The organism is Pelagerythrobacter aerophilus, assembly GCF_003581645.1.
Classification (GTDB): domain Bacteria; phylum Pseudomonadota; class Alphaproteobacteria; order Sphingomonadales; family Sphingomonadaceae; genus Pelagerythrobacter; species Pelagerythrobacter aerophilus.
Window position 1 is genome coordinate 493509 of record NZ_QXFK01000014.1, and the last position, 19289, is coordinate 512797.

Annotated in this window: 20 protein-coding genes and 1 tRNA gene; 11 read left to right on the top strand and 10 right to left on the bottom strand. The window is 65.5% G+C overall.

The features are described from left to right. Window positions 1-249 precede the first annotated feature (249 nt). From D2V04_RS06350 to D2V04_RS06370, 5 genes are read left to right on the top strand one after another with little or no spacing between them, the layout of a single operon-like run. On the top strand, window positions 250-636 hold the full coding sequence (locus D2V04_RS06350) for a hypothetical protein (protein WP_119512420.1): 387 nt from the start codon (window positions 250-252) through the stop codon (window positions 634-636). Further along, complete coding sequence (locus D2V04_RS06355; protein WP_228766285.1) at window positions 633-1187, top strand: glycoside hydrolase family 108 protein; 555 nt, start codon at window positions 633-635, stop codon at window positions 1185-1187. Before D2V04_RS06350 ends, D2V04_RS06355 begins: the two co-directional genes overlap by 4 nt. Continuing rightward, window positions 1184-1606, top strand: coding sequence for a hypothetical protein (locus D2V04_RS06360; protein WP_147391786.1), 423 nt, complete (start codon window positions 1184-1186; stop codon window positions 1604-1606). The genes D2V04_RS06355 and D2V04_RS06360 overlap by 4 nt, the downstream gene beginning before the upstream one ends. Continuing rightward, window positions 1603-1797: a hypothetical protein gene (locus tag D2V04_RS06365; protein WP_119512422.1), complete on the top strand. Its 195-nt coding sequence runs from the start codon at window positions 1603-1605 to the stop codon at window positions 1795-1797. Before D2V04_RS06360 ends, D2V04_RS06365 begins: the two co-directional genes overlap by 4 nt. Then, a complete protein-coding gene (locus D2V04_RS06370; protein ID WP_119512423.1) occupies window positions 1797-2201 on the top strand; it encodes a hypothetical protein in 405 nt (134 codons plus the stop codon). The genes D2V04_RS06365 and D2V04_RS06370 overlap by 1 nt, the downstream gene beginning before the upstream one ends. 280 nt (window positions 2202-2481) lie before the next feature. On the opposite strand, the gene D2V04_RS06380 is transcribed toward D2V04_RS06370, so the two are convergent. The 4 genes from D2V04_RS06380 to D2V04_RS06395 form a co-directional block, all read right to left on the bottom strand. After that, window positions 2482-3081, bottom strand: a complete 600-nt coding sequence (locus tag D2V04_RS06380) for an SOS response-associated peptidase (protein ID WP_119512425.1) — start codon at window positions 3079-3081, stop codon at window positions 2482-2484. Then, a complete protein-coding gene (locus tag D2V04_RS06385; RefSeq protein ID WP_119512426.1) occupies window positions 3074-3385 on the bottom strand; it encodes a hypothetical protein in 312 nt (103 codons plus the stop codon). The genes D2V04_RS06380 and D2V04_RS06385 overlap by 8 nt, the downstream gene beginning before the upstream one ends. Before the next feature lie 61 nt (window positions 3386-3446). Then, window positions 3447-3752: a hypothetical protein gene (locus D2V04_RS06390; protein WP_119512427.1), complete on the bottom strand. Its 306-nt coding sequence runs from the start codon at window positions 3750-3752 to the stop codon at window positions 3447-3449. Between the two features lie 165 nt (window positions 3753-3917). Next, window positions 3918-4799 (bottom strand): phosphoadenosine phosphosulfate reductase family protein, encoded by an 882-nt coding sequence (locus tag D2V04_RS06395; RefSeq protein ID WP_119512428.1) that lies wholly within the window; start codon window positions 4797-4799, stop codon window positions 3918-3920. Between the two features lie 284 nt (window positions 4800-5083). Between D2V04_RS06395 and D2V04_RS06400 the strand changes: the two genes are divergently transcribed. Continuing rightward, window positions 5084-5557 carry a low molecular weight protein-tyrosine-phosphatase gene (locus D2V04_RS06400; RefSeq protein ID WP_228766286.1) on the top strand — a complete coding sequence of 158 codons (474 nt, stop codon included), beginning with the start codon at window positions 5084-5086 and terminating at the stop codon, window positions 5555-5557. Here D2V04_RS06400 and recG read toward each other — a convergent pair. After that, complete coding sequence (gene recG, locus D2V04_RS06405; RefSeq protein WP_119512429.1) at window positions 5554-7614, bottom strand: ATP-dependent DNA helicase RecG; 2061 nt, start codon at window positions 7612-7614, stop codon at window positions 5554-5556. The two genes, D2V04_RS06400 and recG, sit on opposite strands and share 4 nt — an antisense overlap. 117 nt (window positions 7615-7731) lie before the next feature. On the opposite strand from recG, the gene D2V04_RS06410 reads away from it, so the two are divergent. Then, complete coding sequence (locus D2V04_RS06410) at window positions 7732-7995, top strand: FAD assembly factor SdhE (protein ID WP_119512430.1); 264 nt, start codon at window positions 7732-7734, stop codon at window positions 7993-7995. A 159-nt stretch (window positions 7996-8154) separates the two neighbouring features. Next, complete coding sequence (gene mfd, locus D2V04_RS06415; protein ID WP_119512431.1) at window positions 8155-11649, top strand: transcription-repair coupling factor; 3495 nt, start codon at window positions 8155-8157, stop codon at window positions 11647-11649. Between the two features lie 26 nt (window positions 11650-11675). Here the strand turns inward: mfd and D2V04_RS06420 are convergent, their stop codons facing one another. Then, window positions 11676-12470: an EAL domain-containing protein gene (locus tag D2V04_RS06420; protein WP_228766287.1), complete on the bottom strand. Its 795-nt coding sequence runs from the start codon at window positions 12468-12470 to the stop codon at window positions 11676-11678. Window positions 12471-12585: 115 nt separating this feature from the next. Between D2V04_RS06420 and D2V04_RS06425 the strand changes: the two genes are divergently transcribed. Further along, window positions 12586-13374 carry an NAD kinase gene (locus D2V04_RS06425; protein WP_267463449.1) on the top strand — a complete coding sequence of 263 codons (789 nt, stop codon included), beginning with the start codon at window positions 12586-12588 and terminating at the stop codon, window positions 13372-13374. An 86-nt stretch (window positions 13375-13460) separates the two neighbouring features. On the opposite strand, the gene D2V04_RS06430 is transcribed toward D2V04_RS06425, so the two are convergent. From D2V04_RS06430 to D2V04_RS06440, 3 genes are all read right to left on the bottom strand, one after another. Continuing rightward, window positions 13461-13535: transfer RNA gene (locus tag D2V04_RS06430), tRNA-Asn, on the bottom strand. Between the two features lie 93 nt (window positions 13536-13628). After that, window positions 13629-16376 (bottom strand): preprotein translocase subunit SecA, encoded by a 2748-nt coding sequence (gene secA, locus D2V04_RS06435; protein WP_119512434.1) that lies wholly within the window; start codon window positions 16374-16376, stop codon window positions 13629-13631. Between the two features lie 93 nt (window positions 16377-16469). After that, window positions 16470-16742 (bottom strand): hypothetical protein, encoded by a 273-nt coding sequence (locus tag D2V04_RS06440; protein WP_119512435.1) that lies wholly within the window; start codon window positions 16740-16742, stop codon window positions 16470-16472. Between the two features lie 86 nt (window positions 16743-16828). Between D2V04_RS06440 and argJ the strand changes: the two genes are divergently transcribed. Both argJ and D2V04_RS06450 read left to right on the top strand, forming a co-directional pair. Next, entirely contained in the window at window positions 16829-18055 is a 1227-nt protein-coding gene (gene argJ, locus D2V04_RS06445; RefSeq protein ID WP_119512436.1) for a bifunctional glutamate N-acetyltransferase/amino-acid acetyltransferase ArgJ, read from the top strand. Between the two features lie 29 nt (window positions 18056-18084). Beyond that, a complete protein-coding gene (locus D2V04_RS06450) occupies window positions 18085-18849 on the top strand; it encodes an inositol monophosphatase family protein (protein WP_228766310.1) in 765 nt (254 codons plus the stop codon). 111 nt (window positions 18850-18960) lie between these two features. Here the strand turns inward: D2V04_RS06450 and trxA are convergent, their stop codons facing one another. Beyond that, window positions 18961-19281, bottom strand: coding sequence for a thioredoxin (trxA, locus tag D2V04_RS06455; RefSeq protein ID WP_119512438.1), 321 nt, complete (start codon window positions 19279-19281; stop codon window positions 18961-18963). Between the last annotated feature and the right edge of the window lie 8 nt (window positions 19282-19289).

Consider the following 19289-nt stretch of genomic DNA (forward strand, 5'->3'; position numbering starts at 1 on the left):
GCGGCGTCCTGTTCGATTTGCGCGAGCGCCGGCGGCGCGAATGATGTCTACTGGGCACGGGCAAAACCCATAGCGTTACGCCCGACGGGCGCAATAGCGCCAATGCATGGCGTCCGTATAATTGACCGACGATCGTGCCGCAGAACGCGCACATGCTGTTTCCGCGCCAATCCCTCGCCCTGCTCGCTCTGGTGGCGCTCTCCGTCGCCAGCAGCGCGGCGTCGGTGCTGTTCGTGTGGAGGCGGTGTCATGGATAGCCTGCTCGCACTCGGCACGACCACGCTCGGCCTCGGCGCTGGCGGCGGCGTCGGCTTCTTCTTCGTGAAATGGCTGTTCGAGTTCTTTGGGGGGCGCATGGACAAGCAGGCAGACCGGCTCGACGCGGGCACGAACCTGCTCATCACGCAATTGCAGGGCCAGGTCACCGCCCTCCTCGAGCGCGAGAAGCACCGCGAGGAGCGGCTGCGCGTGGTCGAGGACGAACTCGCGGAGTGCAAGCGCCGGCACGCCGAAAGCGATGCAGAAGTCCACCGCCTGAAAGCGATCATGCAGGGGCGCGGCGAGATGCGCGAACGTGCGGCTGTGATCGTAGCGGCCGAGAAGCTCGAGGAACGCCGGCAGGAGAAAAAGTCATGAACCCGCGCATCAAGGCGATCATCGACGGCGTGATTGCAGTCGAGGGCGGCTTCGTCGACCACCCCTCTGACCCGGGCGGCGCCACGAAATACGGCATCACCGAGGCTGTCGCGCGAGCCAACGGCTATCGCGGGCACATGCGCGACCTGCCGCGCTCGACCGCGTTCCAGATCTACTACACGCGCTATGTCGTCGCCCCGAACTTCGACGACGCGGCAGAGATCGACGAGAAGGTCGCCGAGGAGCTGATCGACACGGGCGTCAACGCCGGCGTGGATCGGGCGAGCCGCTGGTTCCAGGAGGCGCTGAACGCCTTCAACGAGCGCGGCCAGACCTATGCGAACATCGCGGAGGACGGGGATGTCGGTCCTGCCACGCTGAACGCTTTCCGAGCCTTCAAGAAACGCCGCGGCGCTGCCGGCACTCAGGCCATGCTCGGCGCGCTCGACGCGCTGCAGGGCGGTCACTACCTTCGCCTCGCAGACAACGATAGCAAGTTCGAGGACTTCGCCTTCGGGTGGTTCGCTCATAGGATCAGGAACGTCGCGTGAAAATGCGCAACGCCATCCGGTCGTGGGCCCTCGTTGCGGTTGCCGTCACAAGCGCCGCGTTGATCGTGTTCGCGTGGTGGCTGATCGACCTGCTTTCCGGCCCCGACTGGTGCGGCCGGGCAATCGGTGCCGAGCGGGCATCGGGCAAGCCCCGATCGCAGGAATCGGTCGATGGCTGTCTGTCACTGATGCACGAGCAAGTTCACGCGCTGGCGCTGAACTCGCACCTCGCGATCGGCACGATTGCCCTCTCGCTGCTTGTCCTGGTCGTGATCGTGCTCGCAGGCGGGAAGCTGTCGTTCACCGCGAACAAGGATGGGATTTCCGGCGACATCGGTAGGGACGCTGCGGAAGCTGCTCGAGCGACGGCTGATGCTGCCGAGGCGGTGGCAGATGGGATCGAGGAGGAAGCGCGATGATGATGGCTATGGGCTGGAAGGGCTGGCTCGGTATTGCCGCGCTTGTCACCGTGATTGCAGGTGCGCTCTGGGCGTTCGGCGTCATTCCTTGGTGGGGCATTCTCATCGCCGTGCCAACAGTCACCGTCGCAGCCGTTGGTGCGCTGCTGATCATCGGAATCCTGGCGTGGATGGCGAGGGGGTCGCACTGATGCCCTTCAATCCCTTCTCCGCACTAACCAGCAAGATCTTCGGTGCGCTGCTTGTCGTGGCCCTCGTGGTCGTCGGTGTGCAGACGTGGCGCCTCTCTGCCGCTCACGACGCGCTGGAGGACAAGCGCAACGAACTGGCGACCTGCGAGGCCCGGCATGCCGTCACCCGGCAGTCGATCGAGACGCTGGAGGCCGACTTCAAGCGCCTTATGGGTGAAGCGAGCGAGCGCGCCGCGGCCTTCGAGCAGGCCAAGCTCGAAGCTGAGCGCGACCGCGACAGGCTGCGAGGGGAAGCGCTGGAATCGGACGCGAAGATCGCGCGCCTGCGCCAGATGGCTCAACAGCCGAGTGACGGGCGGTGCGAGGTGCCGACTGAGTTGCTCGATGAACTGAGGGGGCTGTGATGCGCAGGAATAATCCCGGAATAATTTTCGCCCTTTTGGTCAGTCTGTCTGCTTGCTCCCACAGCGAACCCGGCATCGAGGTCCGGACGGTCGAAGTGGTCAAGGAGGTGCAGAAGCCCTGCCCCGGCACACCACCCGTTCGCCCCGAACCGCTCGGCCCCCTGCCAACCGACATGCGTGCTCTCATCGCGGCGCTGGGGGCCAAGCTCGGTGAATACACGCTGCCGGGCAAGTATGCTGACCAGGCCGAAGCCTACGTGCGCGCCTGTCCGCCGGGCGATTAGCCCCGCCTCCACGACTCCGCCGTCCGCTCGATCGCAACCTCGCCAGCATACGGCACGCACAACGCCCTCGCCTCCTCCGGTGCCGCGTGCTGCCACCGCTCGTAGTCATCGGGCCGCAGGATCACCGGCATGCGGTCGTGCACCTCCGCCGCAGCCCCGCCGGCGTCGGTCATGATCATCGAATAGCAGTTGCCCCACTCGTCGCTGGCACGCCAGATCCCCGCACAGGCGAAGATCGGCTGATCGGGCAGGCTCATCCATGTGCGGGTCATGGCGCCCTTGGGACCCTCGGCTTCGGCCCATGCGGTGAGCGGGATCAGGCAGCGCCGCTCCTGAAAGCTGTAGCGCCACATGAAGCTGTCGAGCCTGTCGGTGCGCGCGTTGTTCACCGGCCGGGGCTTGAGAGGTTGCCCGGTCCGCTTGCTCTTCTGCGCCAGCGGGAAGCCCCAGACCATCGTTCTCAGCGTGCCATCGGCCACGACAAGACCGGGATAGCCGGGGTAGACCTCCTCTGCCGCGTTGCCGATCGTGCTCTCGACCCGGAAGAGGCGGGCGATCTCGTCGGCAGAACGGGCGGCGCGGTAGAGATTACACACCCTCGTCTCCTTTATACCGGACCAGCTCCCCGTCCGGCCATACCCAAGTCTGCATAACCTGGTCATAGCGTTGGCCCTTGAGTTCGCGGCCCTCGGTATGGCTGTCCTTGACGATGTAGCTCAGGTCGAGGTCCCATTTCTCCCGGCCGTAGAGCCGCGCATACTCGGCGAGCACGATCCGGTGTTGTTCCGCCCCGTTGCTGGCCCGATATAGCGCCCGGAGATAGCGGCCCTTCTCCTCACCGGGTCGATCGGCCGTGAAGGAGGGGTCGGGTAATTCGTTTGGCCAACCAATATCGCGCATCGTCTCGTTCCCGTCATCGAATCGCCCCCGCGCCGATGTAGAACGAATATGGAACAAAGCGCTAGGCCTCACGCTCCCCGGCCAGCACGTCGACCATCCGATTGAAGAACTCGAGCAGCTCGGCCGGCTCGCTCAGCGGTGCCGAGACATAGGCACCCTCAAGCGCCTTCCGCACGTCATCTTCATCTGCCGCGCGCAGTGCCGCGAGGACGTCTTTTCCCATGCCCCATTCCTCCAGAACCTCGGATAGCTCGTCGACCGCCCGGACGAGCCGCGACGGGTCCGACAGTCTGCCAAGATCGAGCGCGTAGGCAAGCTTCGATACTTCCGCGGCGTTGCGGGCGAGGCGTTGGCGCGGAGTGAGCATTAAACGGCGCGGAAAAGCGATACGAGCACGACGGCGAAAGAAACCGCAACCAACGCGCCGAACACGCCTTGCTCCATGCGGTCCAGGATGCTCGGTCGCTCTTCGTCGCCCCACGGTCTCATCGAGCTATGTTGGCAGGGTGGCGGGGGATTCGCTAGTCAGCGATCACGCCGCCTCTCCCGCGCACCAAAGGCCGCACTCAGCGTCCATGTCCGGATCGTCATCGAACAAGCCGCCGGCAAACATGTCGGGCTGGCGCCGCACGTCCTGGATCAGTTCGGCGTAGCTATACTCGGTTACGAACCGTGCACCGCTCGCCTTGTTGGTCTTGCCAGTGATCTCGGCTTCCTGCTGCGACCACCAATCCAGCGTCCCCGGCCGGGTTCGCTCGACCTCCCACAACTTCGGGCGAGCCTTCAGGAAGCAGGCATCGCAGTTGCCCTCGAAGGGCAGCAATCCGAGATCGAACTCCTGTCTTGCCCAGAACGCGCGCACATCGCGGTTGGTCACGCCGGCATCCGCCAGTGGCATCACGGTCTTCCAGCGATCCTTGCCGCTTGCGTTCCTGGCATGGCCGCGCGCGACACGGTGCATCTCGTCCGCGCGGAGGCCCACGACATTGGTCCAGGTCTTGTAACCGAGCGAGAGCATGAAGTGCTTCAGCGTCTCGATCTTCATGTGCGTGGTGCAGAAGCGAGTGACGCTGTTGGGCAGGTAGCCCTTACGTCTGATCACGGCCGCGAAGGGCTCACCCGATCGGCTCGCGCTGTTGAACCCGACTTCCTCGAAGCGATCGGCAACGGGAGCCTTCTTGGCGTAGTCGACGAACTCGATCCACCGCACCCGCACGCCCCACCTGGTCGCGCACTCGTGCACGAAGCGCAGCGTCTCCTCGCGCTCCTTGCCGGTATTGGCGAAGCAGACATGCACGTCGTCCGGCAGTTTGCCGTCGTGCGCGTCGAGAATGTGCCAGAGCATGTAGCCGCTCGTCCGGCCGCCCGAAAACGAGATCAGCGCCGGGCCTTCGATGCGATAGGGGTTCGTCATGGCGACACCCACCCCGCACGCCCAACCTCACCATTAAGACAGGGGTCGAAGGTCCGCAGCGAACCTATTTCCGGAACGTTGGCGGAACATGCGCCATCATATGCAGACGGCACACACCGAAGATCGGCAGAAAACCGCCATATGCGACGAGGGGAAGCGTCTTCGGGAGGCAGGGGCCGGAGGTTCGAATCCTCTCTCCCCGACCAGTTTTCCGTGACTCGTGAATGTCCGGCGGACATTCACGGCCGGAAAACTCCCAAGTGCAAGCGCGGGAGGAGATCATGATGACCACCCCCGCCATCCTCTTCGTCTGTCTCGGCAACATCTGCCGCTCTCCGTTAGCCGAGGCGGCGTTTCGCGAGGCAGCGGCGCGCGCCGGCCTTGACTCTACGGCCGACAGCGCCGGGACCGCCGACTACCACGTCGGCAAGCCGCCCGATCCACGCAGCATCGCAACGGCGGCGCGGCACGGGATCGACATCACGCACTATCGCGGACGGCAGCTGACAGCGGCGGATTTCGATCGCTTCGACTGGATCGTCGGTATGGACCGATCGAACATGCGCAATATCGAACACCTCCGGCCGGCAAACAGCAGGGCGAAAGTGACCATGCTGATGGACCTCGTGCCCGGCCGCGAAGGAGCCGAGGTCGCTGATCCATGGTATGGCGGGGAGGACAATTTCGCCTACACCTGGGAAGACGTCAGCCGCGGCGCAGAAGCGCTCGTCGCGCTGTTGCGCCAGGGCGGGCACTAGCCCCCGCGCAGCAGTTGCACGCCCCAGTCGCGTTCGAACAGGTAGAGCAGCACGCGGGCTGCGGCTCCGCGTTCGCCTTCGAGCCCGCCATCACGCTCCATCAGCAGCCGCGCGTCGTCGTGCGCGAGTGGGAGGAGGCGCTGGATCTGCTCGAGGGTGGCAACGCGGAACGGCGTGTCGCCCGACTGGCGCGTGCCGAGCAGTTCGCCGCCGCCGCGCAGGCGCAGGTCTTCCTCGGCGAGACGGAAGCCGTCCTGCGTTTCGCGCATCAGAGCGAGGCGTTCGCGCCCCGTTTCCGACAGGGCGTCTCCGCGCAGGAGCAGGCAGGTCGACTTCTCGCTGCCCCGCCCAACGCGCCCACGCAACTGATGGAGCTGTGCGAGGCCGAAGCGCTCGGCCTGTTCGATCACCATCAGGGTCGCCGCCGGCACGTCGACGCCGACTTCGATCACCGTTGTCGCAACCAGCAGCTTCGCCTCACCGCGCGCGAATCGCTCCATCGCGGCATCCTTCAGTTCCGGCTTGAGCTGCCCGTGGACCAGCACGACCGTTTCGCCGAAACGTTCGCGCAGGGCCGCATAGCGCGCCTCGGCAGCGGCGATGTCCTCGCTCTCGTGTTCGCGAACCATCGGGCAGACCCAATAGGCCTGCTGTCCTCCCGCGATGTGGCGTCCGACCGCCTCAATCACATCCTGCACCCGCTCCTGCGCGACCACGCGGGTGTCGATCGCCTGGCGCCCGGGGGGCATCTCGTCGAGGCGGCTGACGTCCATCTCGCCGTACTGCGCCAGAGTGAGCGTGCGCGGGATCGGCGTCGCGGTCATCGCCAGCGTATGCGGCGTGCGGCGCCCCTTGCCCGCAAGTTGAAGCCGCTGCGCGACGCCGAAGCGGTGCTGCTCGTCGATCACCACCAGCGCGAGGTCGCGATAGGAAACGCTCTCCTGAAAGATGGCATGGGTACCGACGACGATATCGATACTGCCGTCCATCAGGCCCATCAGGATCGATTCGCGGGCCTTGCCCTTGTCGCGCCCCGTCAGCAGCGCGATCTCGACTCCGGTCGGCCGCGCCATCGCCCGCAGCGTCTCGAAATGCTGGCGCGCGAGGATCTCTGTCGGGGCAAGCAGGGCGGCCTGGCTGCCTGCTTCCACGGCGATCAGCATGGCCTCGAGCGCGACCACCGTCTTGCCCGCGCCAACGTCGCCCTGCAGCAGCCGCAGCATCGGCGCTTCCTGCGCCAGATCGCCTTCGATCTCGCTAATCGAGCGCTTCTGTGCGCCGGTAAGCGGGAACGGCAGTTGCAACTTGGCCCGCAGCCCGCCGTCACCCTGTAGCGGCTGCCCGCGTCGGCGGCGATTGTCCGCCCGCACCAGCATCAGCGCCAGGCTGTTGGCGAGCAGTTCGTCGTAGGCAAGGCGATCGCGGGCGGACGTGTGCTCTCCCGCATGAGCGAGCTTCAGGGCATCTGCCCAGGCAGGCCATTTCTGCCGCCCGAACTGCCCCGGCTCGATCCATTGCGGGAGCTCGGGCAGCCGCGCAAGCGCCTGCTCGACCAGGCTGGCAACCTTCGGCTGGGTCAGCCCTTCGGACAGCGCGTAAACCGGCTCGCAGAGCTGGCCCAGCGCATCGCCGCCCTCTTCCGACACGTGGTCCGGGTGGACGATCTGGAGCATGTCCCCGTAGCGGTCGAGGCGGCCGGCAACCCAGCGCTTCTCGCCCACCGGAAGCTGCTTCTTCGCGGTGTAGGACGCGCGGCCGAAATAGGTCAGCGCGCAGACGTTGCCGACCGCATCCTGCGCGAGCACGCGGTAGGGGCCGCGGCCGCTCCGCGGGGCGCGATGTTCGGTCGGCGTGAGCGCAACCACGATCTGCTCGCCCTCGCTCGCGGCATCGAGGTTCTCGACCGGGCGGCGCGTGACGAAGCGTTCCGGCAGGTGATAGGTCACGTCCTTCACCCGCACGAGGCCGAGCTTGTCGAGCGGCTTCTGCAGCTTGGGCCCGACACCGTCGAGCGTCGCGGTCTCGGCGAACAGCGGGTTGAGGATATCGGGGCGCATGGGGTGCTCTTAACCGCTATCGTCGTCCTAGCGAAAGCCGGGATAGCATGTCCGGCACTGCTCTATGGAGAGCGATGCCAGCTTGCGCTGGCATGACGGGGAAGATAGGCGCCCCGCATGGCCGACCCCACCCGCCTTTCCCGCGCCCGCTTCCGCGCCTGGCACCGCGGTACGCGCGAGGCCGACTACATGATCGGCGGCTTCTTCGATCGCTATCACGCCGATTGGGGGGAGACGGAACTGGCCTGGTTCGAGGCGCTGTTGGAAGAGGACGACGTCGACGTGATGGCCTGGGCGCTCGGCACGCAGGTAGTGCCGGACCGGTTTGCCGGCACACAGATGGCGGCGATGCAGAAGCTCGACTACGTCGAGATTTCATAGCTCTCCAAAGGTCGACACCCCCGTGAGGGTTGGGATGACGGGTGGGAAAATCGCCCCGAATGTCTATGTGAAGCACCAACGACTCACCCGCTCGAATCCCTCGGGCGGGTTTTCGCTCGTGCGCGGAACGCGGGCGCGGCAACACGATTTGGACAAAACATGCCCGACCTCCACGGTATCCTGAAGGCCGAAAGGCCGCTCACGCTCTCCTCGATCGCTCGGGGTGCGCAGCCCCTGGTGATGGCCGATCTCGCGCGCGCGGCGCAGGGCCGTGCGGTGTTCATCGCGGCGGACGAAGCGGCGATGCACGGCGTGACGGAGGCGGCGGAGTACTTCGCGCCCGAGCTGGAAGTCATCGAGTTCCCGGCCTGGGACTGCCTGCCTTACGACCGCGCGAGCCCGGCCCTTACCGTCAGCGCCCGTAGGCTTTCGGCGCTGCATCGACTTCAGGCAGGCAAGGCGGGATCACAACTTCTCGTGACCACCGTCAACGCCGTGCTCCAGCGCGTGCTGACGCCGTTCCGGGTCCGCGAGAGCGTGCGCGAGTTCAAGCCCGGAATCGAGATCGGCCGCGAAAGCCTGGCCGCGCTGCTTCAGCGGCAGGGCTACAGCCGGACGGACACGGTGGTCGACAAGGGCGAGTACGCGGTGCGCGGCTCGATCGTCGACATCTTCCCTTCCGGGCTCGACGAGGGCCTGCGGCTCGACTTCTTCGGCGACGAGCTGGAAAGTCTGCGCAGCTTCGATCCATCGACCCAGATGAGCACCGGCATTCTCAAGTCGCACCTTCTGCTGCCGGCGAGCGAGGCGCTGCTCGACGAGGACAGCATCAAGCGCTTCCGCACCCGCTACCGCGAAATGTTCGGCGCCAACGCAACGCAGGACCCGCTCTACGAGGCGGTAAGCGAAGGCCGCCGTCTCGCCGGCATGGAGCACTGGCTGCCACTGTTCGAGGAGCGGATGACAACGCTGTTCGATCACCTCGGCGATGACGACATGGTCGCGATCGATTCCGCGGCGCTCCAGGCCGCTGAAGAGCGGCTGTCGGACATTTCCGACTATCACGAGCAGCGCAAGAGCACGGGCGGGCAAGCCAGAGGCAGCTATCGCCCCCTGCCCGCCGACGCGCTCTATCTGGCGGAAGATGAATTCGGCACGGCGCTGGACAAGAAGCCCGTCCACCGCACGACGATCTTCGCCGAACCCGAAAGCGAGCGCGTGGTCGACTTCGGCTTCTCCTCCGCCCGCGACTTCGCGCCCGAGCGAGCGCGGGGCGACAACGTTTACGAGGCGGCCGCGGAGCACCTCGGCACGGTCGGCAAGGCTGGCAAGAAAGCGCTCTTCGCCGCCTATTCGCCCGGCAGCCGTGCCCGCATCGCGTCGATCCTCTCGGAGGCCGGGGCGAAGACCCAGCTTGCCGATAGCTGGCAGGAAGCGCTCGGCCTCGCCGCCAAGGGCAAGCCGGTGGCGCTGGTCCTGCCGCTCGAGACAGGGTTCGCGAACGACGAACTGGAGCTCCTCACCGAGCAGGACGTGCTCGGTGATCGCCTCGTCCGCCGCCGCAAGAAGCGCAAGGATTCCGACGCATTCCTGGCAGAGCTATCCGCGCTGAACCGGGGCGATCTGGTGGTCCACGTCGAGCACGGGATCGGCAAGTACCTTGGGCTTGAACCGATCGCGGTCGGCAAGAGTCAGCACGACTGCGTGATGCTGGAGTACAAGGGCGGCGACAAGCTCTACATTCCGGTCGAGAACATCGACGTCCTCAGCCGCTACGGCAGCAGCGAGGAGGCAGTCATGCTCGACCGGCTCGGCGGCGAGGCGTGGCAGAAGCGTCGCGCGCGGCTCAAGGAGCGTATCCGCGAGATCGCTGGCGAACTGATGCAGGTGGCGGCGCAGCGGGCGCTCAAGAAGGCACCGGTGCTCGCGGCGGAGGAGGCGAGCTTCAACCAGTTCGTCGACCGTTTTCCATGGCAGGAAACCGACGATCAAGACCGCGCCATCGAGGACGTTCTGGGCGATCTCGAGGCTGGTCGTCCAATGGACCGGCTCGTCTGCGGCGACGTCGGCTTCGGCAAGACCGAGGTCGCGCTGCGCGCCGCCTTCGTCGCGGCGATGGCGGGGCAGCAGGTCGCGGTGGTCGCGCCGACGACGCTGCTGGCGCGCCAGCACTACACCAATTTCATGGAGCGTTTCGCCGGCTTCCCATTGCGGATCGGTCGCCTCTCGCGCCTCGTGCCCGCCAGGGAGATGGCCGAGACGCGCGACGGTCTTGCAGACGGCAAGGTCGATATCGTGATCGGCACGCACGCGATCCTCTCCAAGACCACGAAGTTCCGCAATCTAGGGCTCGTGATCGTGGACGAAGAGCAGCGCTTCGGCGTCACTCATAAGGAGAAACTCAAACAGCTCCGTGCCGACGTTCACGTGCTGACGCTGACCGCCACGCCGATCCCGCGCACGCTACAAATGGCGATGAGCGGCCTGCGCGAACTCTCGACCATCCAGACCCCGCCGGTCGACCGGCTCGCGGTCCGCACTTACGTGATGGAGTGGGACGACATGGTCATGCGCGAGGCGCTGCTGCGCGAGCACCATCGCGGTGGGCAGAGCTTCATCGTCGTCCCGCGCATCTCCGACATGGAGTCGCTGTCGGACTGGCTGCACGAGCACGTGCCCGAAGTGAAGTTCGTCGCCGCGCACGGCCAGATGGCCGCGGGTGAGATCGAGGAGCGGATGAGCGCGTTCTATGAGGGCAAGTACGACGTGCTGCTCTCGACCACGATCGTCGAAAGCGGGCTCGACCTGCCAAGCGCCAACACGATCATCATCCACCGCGCCGACATCTTCGGCCTCGCCCAGCTCTACCAGCTCCGCGGCCGGGTCGGCCGGTCGAAGCTGCGCGCCTATGCCTACCTCACTTACGAGAAGGATGTCGCGCTGTCCGAAGTCGCCGAGAAGCGGCTCAAGGTGCTCGGTGATCTCGACAGCCTGGGCGCCGGGTTCCAGCTCGCCAGCCACGATCTCGATATTCGCGGTGCGGGGAATCTGCTGGGCGACGAGCAGTCGGGTCACATTCGCGAGGTCGGGTTCGAACTCTACCAGTCGATGCTGGAGGACGCGATCCTCGCCGCAAAGGCCGGCGATGCCGGGCTGGAGCGCGGCGGCGATCCGCTGAGCCCGCAGATCACGGTCGACGCGCCGATCATGATCCCGGAGGACTATGTGCCCGACCTCGCCGTGCGCATGGCGCTCTACCGCCGCCTCAACGACGCGAAGGACAGCGCCGAGATCGAAGCGATGGCGGCCGAGATGATCGACCGCTTCGGCCCTCTGCCCGATGCGACGGCGAATCTCATCCGCCTGATCGAGATCAAGCATCAGGCCATCATCGCCAACATCGCCAAGATCGACGTCGGCGCGCGCGGCACGCTGGTGACGTTCCACAACGACGATTTCCCCGATCCCGCCGGCCTGCTCGCCTATGTCGAGCGGCTGAAGGATACCGCCAAGTTGCGGCCGGACATGAAGCTCGTCATCAACCGCGCCTGGGGCGATCCGAAATCGCGGCTGAATGGACTGTTCCAGTTGACCAAGGGCCTGAGCGGAATCGTCCGCAAGACGAAGAAGCGCGAGAAGGAACTCGCTGCCTAAGGCCCGCGAACGACTTCCTCGCTATCCTAGCTCGCGAATTCCATGAACGCCTGCGCAGCCATCGGCCGCGCGCGCAGGAAGCCCTGGAACGCCGCGCAGCCTTCATCGCGCACCTTCTCCAGTTGCGCTTCGTCCTCGATCCCCTCGGCAATCACGGCTATATCGAGCGCGCCCGCCAGGGCGGCGATCGCGCGCAGCACGGCCAGATCGCGCACATCCGTAACTATCCCCTCCACCATCGAGCGATCGAGCTTGAGATAATCGAGCGGCAGGATCTTGAGGTAGCGGAAGTTGCAGAAGCCTGCGCCGAAGTCGTCGAGCGCGATCCGCATGCCCTTGTCGGCGAGCCGCGCGAGTTGGAGCGCGCTGCCGTCGATGTCGCGCACCAGCGCCTGTTCGGTAAGTTCGAGCGTCAGGCGCTCCGCCGGAAAACCCGATTCCCGCACCAGAGCGCCAAAGGTGTCGGCAAAGTCCTCCGCGGCGATATCGGCGGCGGTCACGTTGAGTGAAAGGCGCAGCGGATCGGGCCAGAGCGCCGCAGCCGCCAGCGCCCGGGCGGCGATATGGTGCGTGAGGGCTGCAGCGTCGCCGGCGTTGCCGGCCAGGGAGAACAGGGAGTCGATCCCGATCATCCCGTGCCGCGGATGGTTCCAGCGCGCCAACGCCTCCGCGCCGATAAGCCTCTCGTCACCGCAGGAAAACTGGGGCTGAAAGAGCAGTTCGACTTGGTTCTCGTCGATCGCAGCGAACAGTTCTTGCGAACGCTCGTTCGCGCCGCGTCGGCGGTCGGTGGGGGAACGGCGCTCGCGAGTCGATGTCATGCAGTTCATTCCCAGCCGTTGGCGCAGTCCGCCCTGCCCGTCTGCCTGCGTGCGGCGCGCGTTGCAAATCGAGACGGTGGCCCATAGGGTGCGCGCCGGCAGGACGGAGCTCTAAGTGGGCGTTTCCAACGGATTTACACGGCTGGCGATGATCGCCTCCGACACGGAGCGTGCGCAGGAAGCGGCCCACGACTTGCGCCAGTCGCACACCTTCTGCCCGGTCGAGGAGGCTGAGGTGGTGGCCGTGATCGGCGGCGACGGCTTCATGCTCCACACGTTGCACCAGATGCTCGACAGCGGAGACGTGAAGCCGGTCTACGGCGTGAACCTCGGCACCGTCGGTTTCCTGATGAACAAGTACCGCAAGGGCGGAAAGCTGCTCGACCGTGTGAACCGCGCCCGCACGATCGCGATCGCCCCGCTGCGCATGGAAGCCGTGACGCAGGATGGGGTCAAGACGACGTTCTGTGCGATCAACGAGGTCTCGCTCCTGCGCGAAACGCGCCAGACGGCGAAGATCGAGGTATCGGTCGACGACCGGGTGCGAATCGAAGAACTCGTCTGCGACGGTGTGCTGGTGGCGACCCCGGCCGGTTCGACCGCTTACAACCTGTCCGCCCACGGGCCGATCCTGCCGCTCGATTCGAACCTCCTGGCGCTGACGCCGATCAGCCCGTTTCGTCCCCGCCGGTGGAATGGAGCGCTGCTGCCCGATCGGAGCCGGATTCAGTTACGCGTGCGCGAGCCCTCCAAGCGGCCCGTGTCGGCCGTCGCCGACCAGAAGGAGGTGCGTGACATCGCAGAGGTGACGCTGGAAATCGCCCGCGAATCCGAGCTGACCCTGCTGTTCGATCCGGGTCACGCGCTCGACGAACGGATCGTCGCCGAGCAGTTCGTCGCCTGACCGCATTCCAAGGCAATCCCAGGACACGCAAAAAGGGCGCGATGGGAAGACCCGCCGCGCCCTTTTTCCATGCCGTTACAGAATGATGGCTCCCCGAGTTGGATTCGAACCAACGACCAAGTGATTAACAGTCACCTACTCTACCGCTGAGCTATCGGGGAGCAGCCCCTGCAGGCAGAGCGCGCGTATATGGTCGAGCTTCGGAGTTTGCAACCCCGTCGTTATGGTGGACGAACGATTGCCGACAACGCGCCTCAGGAGGCGGCGCCGTGGCAGTGCTTGTACTTGTTGCCCGAGCCGCAGGGACACGGCGCGTTGCGGCTGATGTCCATGCCGGCGTAGGGATTTTCGCTTGCAGAGCCGCCCGGGCCCGCGGCCGCCCGCGGGCTACCGGCGAGCGCGCCGAACAGCGCGGCCCGCGCCGCCGAACCGTCCCCGTCGCCGGAATCCTCGATCCCAGTCAGCGGATCGATATGGCCGGTGAGGAAGTCCGGCAGATCGGGCAGCTCCTGCTGCGGCGCCGGAGCGAGCCGCAGTTCGCTCTTGAGCAGAATCGAGGTGATATCCTCGCGCAGCTTGTCGAGCATCGATTCGAACAGGCCGAAGGCTTCCTGCTTGTACTCGTTGATCGGCTGCTTCTGCGCATAGGCGCGCAGGAACACGACCTGCCGCAGCGCGTCGAGCGTCGCGAGGTGTTCCTTCCAGTGGAAGTCGAGCCGCTCCAGCAGGATCGACTTTTCGACCTGGCGCCAGATCGACGGATCGTTGTCCGCCATCTTGCGCTCCATGATCCCGTCCACCTCGGTACGGATGCGCTCCTCGATAATCTCGGGATCGAGTGTATCCTCCTGCATCCACGCGTCGATCGGAGGATTGATACCGAACGTCTCGGCGACACGCTCCTTCAGACCCTCAACGTCCCATTGCTCGGGATAGGATCCGGGCGGGCACGCGGTGTCGACGATACCGGCAACGGTATCGTGGCGCATGTCCACGACCACGTCGTCGACTCGCTCGCTATCCATGATCTCGGCGCGCTGCTCGTAGATCACCTTGCGCTGGTCGTTCATCACGTCGTCGTATTCGACGACCTGCTTGCGGATATCGTAGTTGCGCGCCTCGACCTTCTTCTGCGCGGTCTCGATCGCCTTGGACAGCCAGCGCGAGCCGATCGCCTCGCCGTCCTCGAGGTTCGAGTTCATCATCCGGGCGAACAGCGTGTCCGGCCCGAAGATACGCAGCAGGTCGTCCTCCAGGCAGAGGTAGAAGCGTGACAGGCCGGGGTCGCCCTGACGGCCCGAACGGCCGCGGAGCTGGTTGTCGATACGGCGGGATTCGTGCCGCTCCGTGCCGAGGACGAACAGGCCGCCGGCTTCGAGCACCTTGGCTTTCTCGGCCGCGACCTCTTCCTTGATCTTCTCGATCGCGACGTCCTTCTCGGGGCCGTCTTCCATGTCGCGAAGTTCGTCGCCGATCCGGAACTCGATGTTGCCGCCGAGCTGGATGTCGGTGCCGCGGCCGGCCATATTGGTCGCGATCGTCACCGCGCCGAGCCGCCCGGCCTGCGCCACGATGTGCGCCTCCATCTCGTGGAAGCGCGCGTTGAGCACGTTGTGCTTCACGCCCTCCTCGTCGAGGAACTTGGACAGCAGTTCGCTCTTCTCGATCGAGACGGTACCGACGAGCACCGGCTGGCCGATCTCGTTCTTCTCACGGATCGCCTTGGCGATCGCTTTGAACTTGTCCTGCGTGTTCTTGTAGAACTCGTCTTCCTCATCGAGCCGCCGCACGGGAACGTTGGTCGGGATCTCGACCACGTTCATCTTGTAGATGTCCCAGAATTCGGCTGCCTCGGTCGCCGCCGTGCCGGTCATGCCGGAAAGCTTGGGATACATGCGGAAATAGTTCTGGAAGGTGATCGAGGCCATCGTCTGGTTCTCGGGCTCGATCTTCACGCCCTCCTTCGCCTCGACCGCCTGGTGCAGGCCGTTCGACCAGCGGCGCCCGTCCATCATGCGCCCGGTGAACTCGTCGATGATGACAACCTTTCCGTCCTTCACGATGTAGTCGATATCGCGCTTGAACATCATGTTCGCCTTGAGCGCCTGGTCGAGGTGATGGACGACCTGGGTATTCTCGACGTCGTAGAGGTTGTCGGTCTCGAGCAGGCCCGCCTCGGCGAGCAGTTGCTCGACTTTCTCGATGCCGTCCTCGGTCCAGGTGATGTTCTTCGTCTTCTCGTCGGCGTCGTAGTAGGTCTCGTCGAGCGTCTTCACGATCTCGTCGATCGCGACGTAGAGGTCGGTCTTGTCCTCGGTCGGGCCGGAGATGATCAGCGGGGTCCGCGCCTCGTCGATCAGGATCGAGTCGACCTCGTCGACGATCGCGTAATTGAAGGGGCGCTGCACCATCTGGCGGCGCTCGTGCTTCATGTTGTCGCGCAGGTAATCGAAGCCGAACTCGTTGTTCGTGCCGTAGGTGATGTCGGCAGCGTAGGAATCGCGCCGCTCGTGCTCACCCAGGTTGGGGACGATCACGCCGACCGACAGGCCGAGCCAGTTGTAGAGCCGCCCCATATGCTCGGCATCGCGGCGGGCGAGGTAGTCGTTGACGGTGACGACATGGACGCCCTTGCCCTCGATGGCGTTGAGATAGGTCGCGAGCGTGGCGACGAGCGTCTTGCCCTCGCCGGTCTTCATTTCGGCGATCTCGCCGCGGTGGAGCACGATACCGCCTACCATCTGCACGTCGAAGTGACGCATGCCGAGCACACGCTTCGAAGCTTCGCGCACGGTGGCGAAGGCTTCGGGCAGGATGTCGTCGAGCGTCTTTCCCTCTGCAAGCTGGGCGCGGAACTTGTCGGTCTGGGCCTGAAGCTCCTCGTCGGAGAACGCTTCGATTTGCTCTTCCAGGGCATTGATCTGATTGACGATCTTGCCCAGCGATTTGACGTAGCGATCGTTGGACGAACCGAAAATGGATTTGGCGATGGTTTGGAACATGAAAGTGGCCCTGTCCGGACTGGAAATGGATGGAAGCCGCCCGCGCGCATTCGGCGCCGGCGGCGGAAAACGTCGGAAAATGCAGAAACGCGCCTATTCGAAAGCGCGGTCGGGCCCGAACTGGACGGTCGGAATATAGATCCTGACCGGTTTGCGCACCTTGCAGCCCGACGTGGAATCGGCTTTCGCGGGCAGCTTGCTTCTGCAGACAGCAGCCTCGCAGCGCTGGGCCTTGCCCGGCTGAGCCTCCACCGCCCGGTCGCTGACCTCCGCGCTCAGCGCTTGGGCAAACGCCGCATTCGCCGGCGCGCCGGCAGGGGCAAGGCCGGTAATGAGCGCAAGGCAGGCGAGAAGGCGGGTCAGCATCTCGGCGCAAGATAGGTGCCGTTCGTCCGATCGTCCACCAAGAAAGCCGCATTTACCCCCGCGTGCGGTCCGGGTAGGAGCCGGCCATGGACCTCGAACGCTCGCCCCTCGCGCTGCCCTTTCCCGAAATGCCGTCGATAGCCGGCGTCGTGCCGCGCGTCGCGCGTGCCGGTTACAAGGATTGGGGGCGCTGCGACCTGACCTACGTGGAGCTTGCGGAAGGCACGGCGGTGGCGGGCGTGTTCACACGCAACGTGTGCTGCTCCAGCGAGGTCGAGCTCGGGCGCGAGCAGGTCAGGACCGGCCGCGCCCGCGCGCTGGTGGTCAACGCGGGCAATTCCAACGCCTTTACCGGTTATCGCGGGCGCGAGGCGGTGGAGGCCATCATGGCGCAGGTCGCTGAGCACCTCGGCTGCCCGCAGACCGAGGTGTTCGTCTCCTCCACCGGTGTGATCGGCGTGCCGCTGCCGAAGGACAAGGCGCGCGCCGGTATCGCCGCGGCGCTGGAGGCGGACGCGTGCTCGTGGGAGGAAGCGGCCGCAACCATCGGAACTACCGATACTTTCCCCAAGGGCGCTATCGCCCGTGCAGTGATCGGCGACACGACAGTCACACTGTCCGCCATCATCAAGGGCAGCGGCATGATCGCGCCGGACATGGCGACGATGCTTGGTTACGTCTTCACCGACGCGGCCATCGAACCCGCATTCCTGCAGCGCCTGCTGTCGGAAGCGAACGAACGGACGTTTTCCTGCATAACTGTCGACAGCGATACCTCGACCAGCGATACCGTGCTCGCCTTCGCGACCGGCAAGGCCGGCAACGCGCCGCTCGCCTCGTTCGACGATGCGGGTGCCGACGCCTTCGCCGCTGCGCTGCACGACGTCTGTCGCCAGCTCGCGCATCTCGTCGTCCGCGACGGCGAAGGGGCTCGCAAGTTTATCGAGGTAGCGGTGACCGGCGCCGTATCCGACGAGAGCGCCCGCAAGATCGGCCTCGCGATCGCCAATTCGCCGCTGGTCAAGACGGCCATCGCGGGCGAGGATGCAAACTGGGGCCGCGTTGTCATGGCCGTCGGCAAGGCAGGCGAGCCTGCCGACCGTGACAGGCTCTCGATCGGATTCGGCGGCCACTGGACCGCCCGCGACGGCCTGCCGCTCGCCGATTACGACGAAGCACCGGTCGCCGAGCATCTCCGTGGCAGCGAAATCGCCATCGCGGTGGACCTCGGCCTCGGCGACGGCCGAGCGACCGTATGGACCTGCGATCTCACGCACGGCTACATCGCAATCAACGCGGACTACCGTTCGTGAGCCTGCTCGACCGTGAGATTCTCGCACTGATGCGGCGGGTGAGCGAGGAAGCCATCGTACCGCTCTACCGCGCGCTTGCGGACGACCAGATCGTTGCGAAGGCGCCGGGCGACGTGGTGACGGTGGCAGATCATGCTGCCGAGGCGATGCTCGCCGAAGCGCTGGCAGAGTTCGAGCCGGCGCTACCGGTCGTCGGGGAGGAAGCCTCGCACGCGGATGCTTCGGTCCAAGATGCGCTCGCCCGCGACTGCTGGATCGTCGATCCGCTCGACGGTACGCGCAATTTCGCGCGCGGAGAACCGCCGTTCGGGATCATTATCGCGCGCGCCGAAGGCGGCGTGGCACGCTCGGGCTGGATTTACGACTGCCTGAGCGGACGCTTCTGCGCTGCGCATGAACGTGGCGGCGCGTTCGTGGACGGAGAGCGGATCAAGGCCCGCCCCACGGGCGAAACGCCACCAGTTGCGGCGATCTCGCTGATCTTCATGGACGAGGCGCGACGCGAGGCGGTGAGGCGGCGGATCGCCCCGCACTATCGCATGACGGACATTCCCTATTGCGCCGCCGAGCAATACCCGCGCCTCGCGCTGGGCGTAAACGATGTCTCGATCTTCGAGCGCACGCTTGCGTGGGACCACGCCGCCGGGGTGTTGTGGCTCAATGAGGCCGGCGGGAAGGCAGCGCGACCCGATGGCTCGCCCTATCGTGTGGACGAATGGGAGAAGCCGGGCCTGCTCGGCGCGGCAAGCCCCGCGCTATGGGACGAGCTAGCAGAGCGGATGGCTGAGATCTGACAAAATTACCGAATCCCGGCGAAGGCCGGGACCTCAGGCAGTCATAGTACTATCGCCGAACCTGCGACGAGAGGACGATCAAGCGGCCTGAGGCCCCGGTCGTGCATGATTTTAAAGCTCGCTTTCGAGCCACCCCTTGAGCTGGCTCTTGGGCGCGGCGCCGAGCTTCTGCGCGACCGGCTTGCCGTCTTTGAACAGCACCATTAGCGGGATCGACTGGACGCCGATCTCACCGGGCACGCCGGTGTTTTCCATGATGTCCATCTTCGCGATCGTCACCTTGTCGGCCAGTTCCTCGCTGATTTCCTCGAGCGCGGGCGCGATCATCTTGCAGGGGCCGCACCAGTCGGCCCAGAAATCGACCAGCACGGGCTTGCTGCTATCGAGCACATCGGCCTGGAAGCTGGCATCGGTGACGTTGACGGTCGCCATGGGGAATC

What these genes read in the sequence shown, in the direction of transcription:
- D2V04_RS06350 (WP_119512420.1), top strand. Translation starts at nt 250, where the DNA reads ATGGATAGCCTGCTCGCACTCGGCACGACCACGCTCGGCCTCGGCGCT.
- D2V04_RS06355 (WP_228766285.1), top strand. Translation starts at nt 633, where the DNA reads ATGAACCCGCGCATCAAGGCGATCATCGACGGCGTGATTGCAGTCGAG.
- D2V04_RS06365 (WP_119512422.1), top strand. Translation starts at nt 1,603, where the DNA reads ATGATGATGGCTATGGGCTGGAAGGGCTGGCTCGGTATTGCCGCGCTT.
- D2V04_RS06370 (WP_119512423.1), top strand. Translation starts at nt 1,797, where the DNA reads ATGCCCTTCAATCCCTTCTCCGCACTAACCAGCAAGATCTTCGGTGCG.
- D2V04_RS06385 (WP_119512426.1), bottom strand. Translation starts at nt 3,385, where the DNA reads ATGCGCGATATTGGTTGGCCAAACGAATTACCCGACCCCTCCTTCACG.
- D2V04_RS06390 (WP_119512427.1), bottom strand. Translation starts at nt 3,752, where the DNA reads ATGCTCACTCCGCGCCAACGCCTCGCCCGCAACGCCGCGGAAGTATCG.
- D2V04_RS06395 (WP_119512428.1), bottom strand. Translation starts at nt 4,799, where the DNA reads ATGACGAACCCCTATCGCATCGAAGGCCCGGCGCTGATCTCGTTTTCG.
- D2V04_RS06400 (WP_228766286.1), top strand. Translation starts at nt 5,084, where the DNA reads ATGACCACCCCCGCCATCCTCTTCGTCTGTCTCGGCAACATCTGCCGC.
- recG (WP_119512429.1), bottom strand. Translation starts at nt 7,614, where the DNA reads ATGCGCCCCGATATCCTCAACCCGCTGTTCGCCGAGACCGCGACGCTC.
- D2V04_RS06410 (WP_119512430.1), top strand. Translation starts at nt 7,732, where the DNA reads ATGGCCGACCCCACCCGCCTTTCCCGCGCCCGCTTCCGCGCCTGGCAC.
- mfd (WP_119512431.1), top strand. Translation starts at nt 8,155, where the DNA reads ATGCCCGACCTCCACGGTATCCTGAAGGCCGAAAGGCCGCTCACGCTC.
- D2V04_RS06420 (WP_228766287.1), bottom strand. Translation starts at nt 12,470, where the DNA reads ATGACATCGACTCGCGAGCGCCGTTCCCCCACCGACCGCCGACGCGGC.
- secA (WP_119512434.1), bottom strand. Translation starts at nt 16,376, where the DNA reads ATGTTCCAAACCATCGCCAAATCCATTTTCGGTTCGTCCAACGATCGC.
- D2V04_RS06440 (WP_119512435.1), bottom strand. Translation starts at nt 16,742, where the DNA reads ATGCTGACCCGCCTTCTCGCCTGCCTTGCGCTCATTACCGGCCTTGCC.
- argJ (WP_119512436.1), top strand. Translation starts at nt 16,829, where the DNA reads ATGGACCTCGAACGCTCGCCCCTCGCGCTGCCCTTTCCCGAAATGCCG.
- D2V04_RS06450 (WP_228766310.1), top strand. Translation starts at nt 18,085, where the DNA reads ATGCGGCGGGTGAGCGAGGAAGCCATCGTACCGCTCTACCGCGCGCTT.
- trxA (WP_119512438.1), bottom strand. Translation starts at nt 19,281, where the DNA reads ATGGCGACCGTCAACGTCACCGATGCCAGCTTCCAGGCCGATGTGCTC.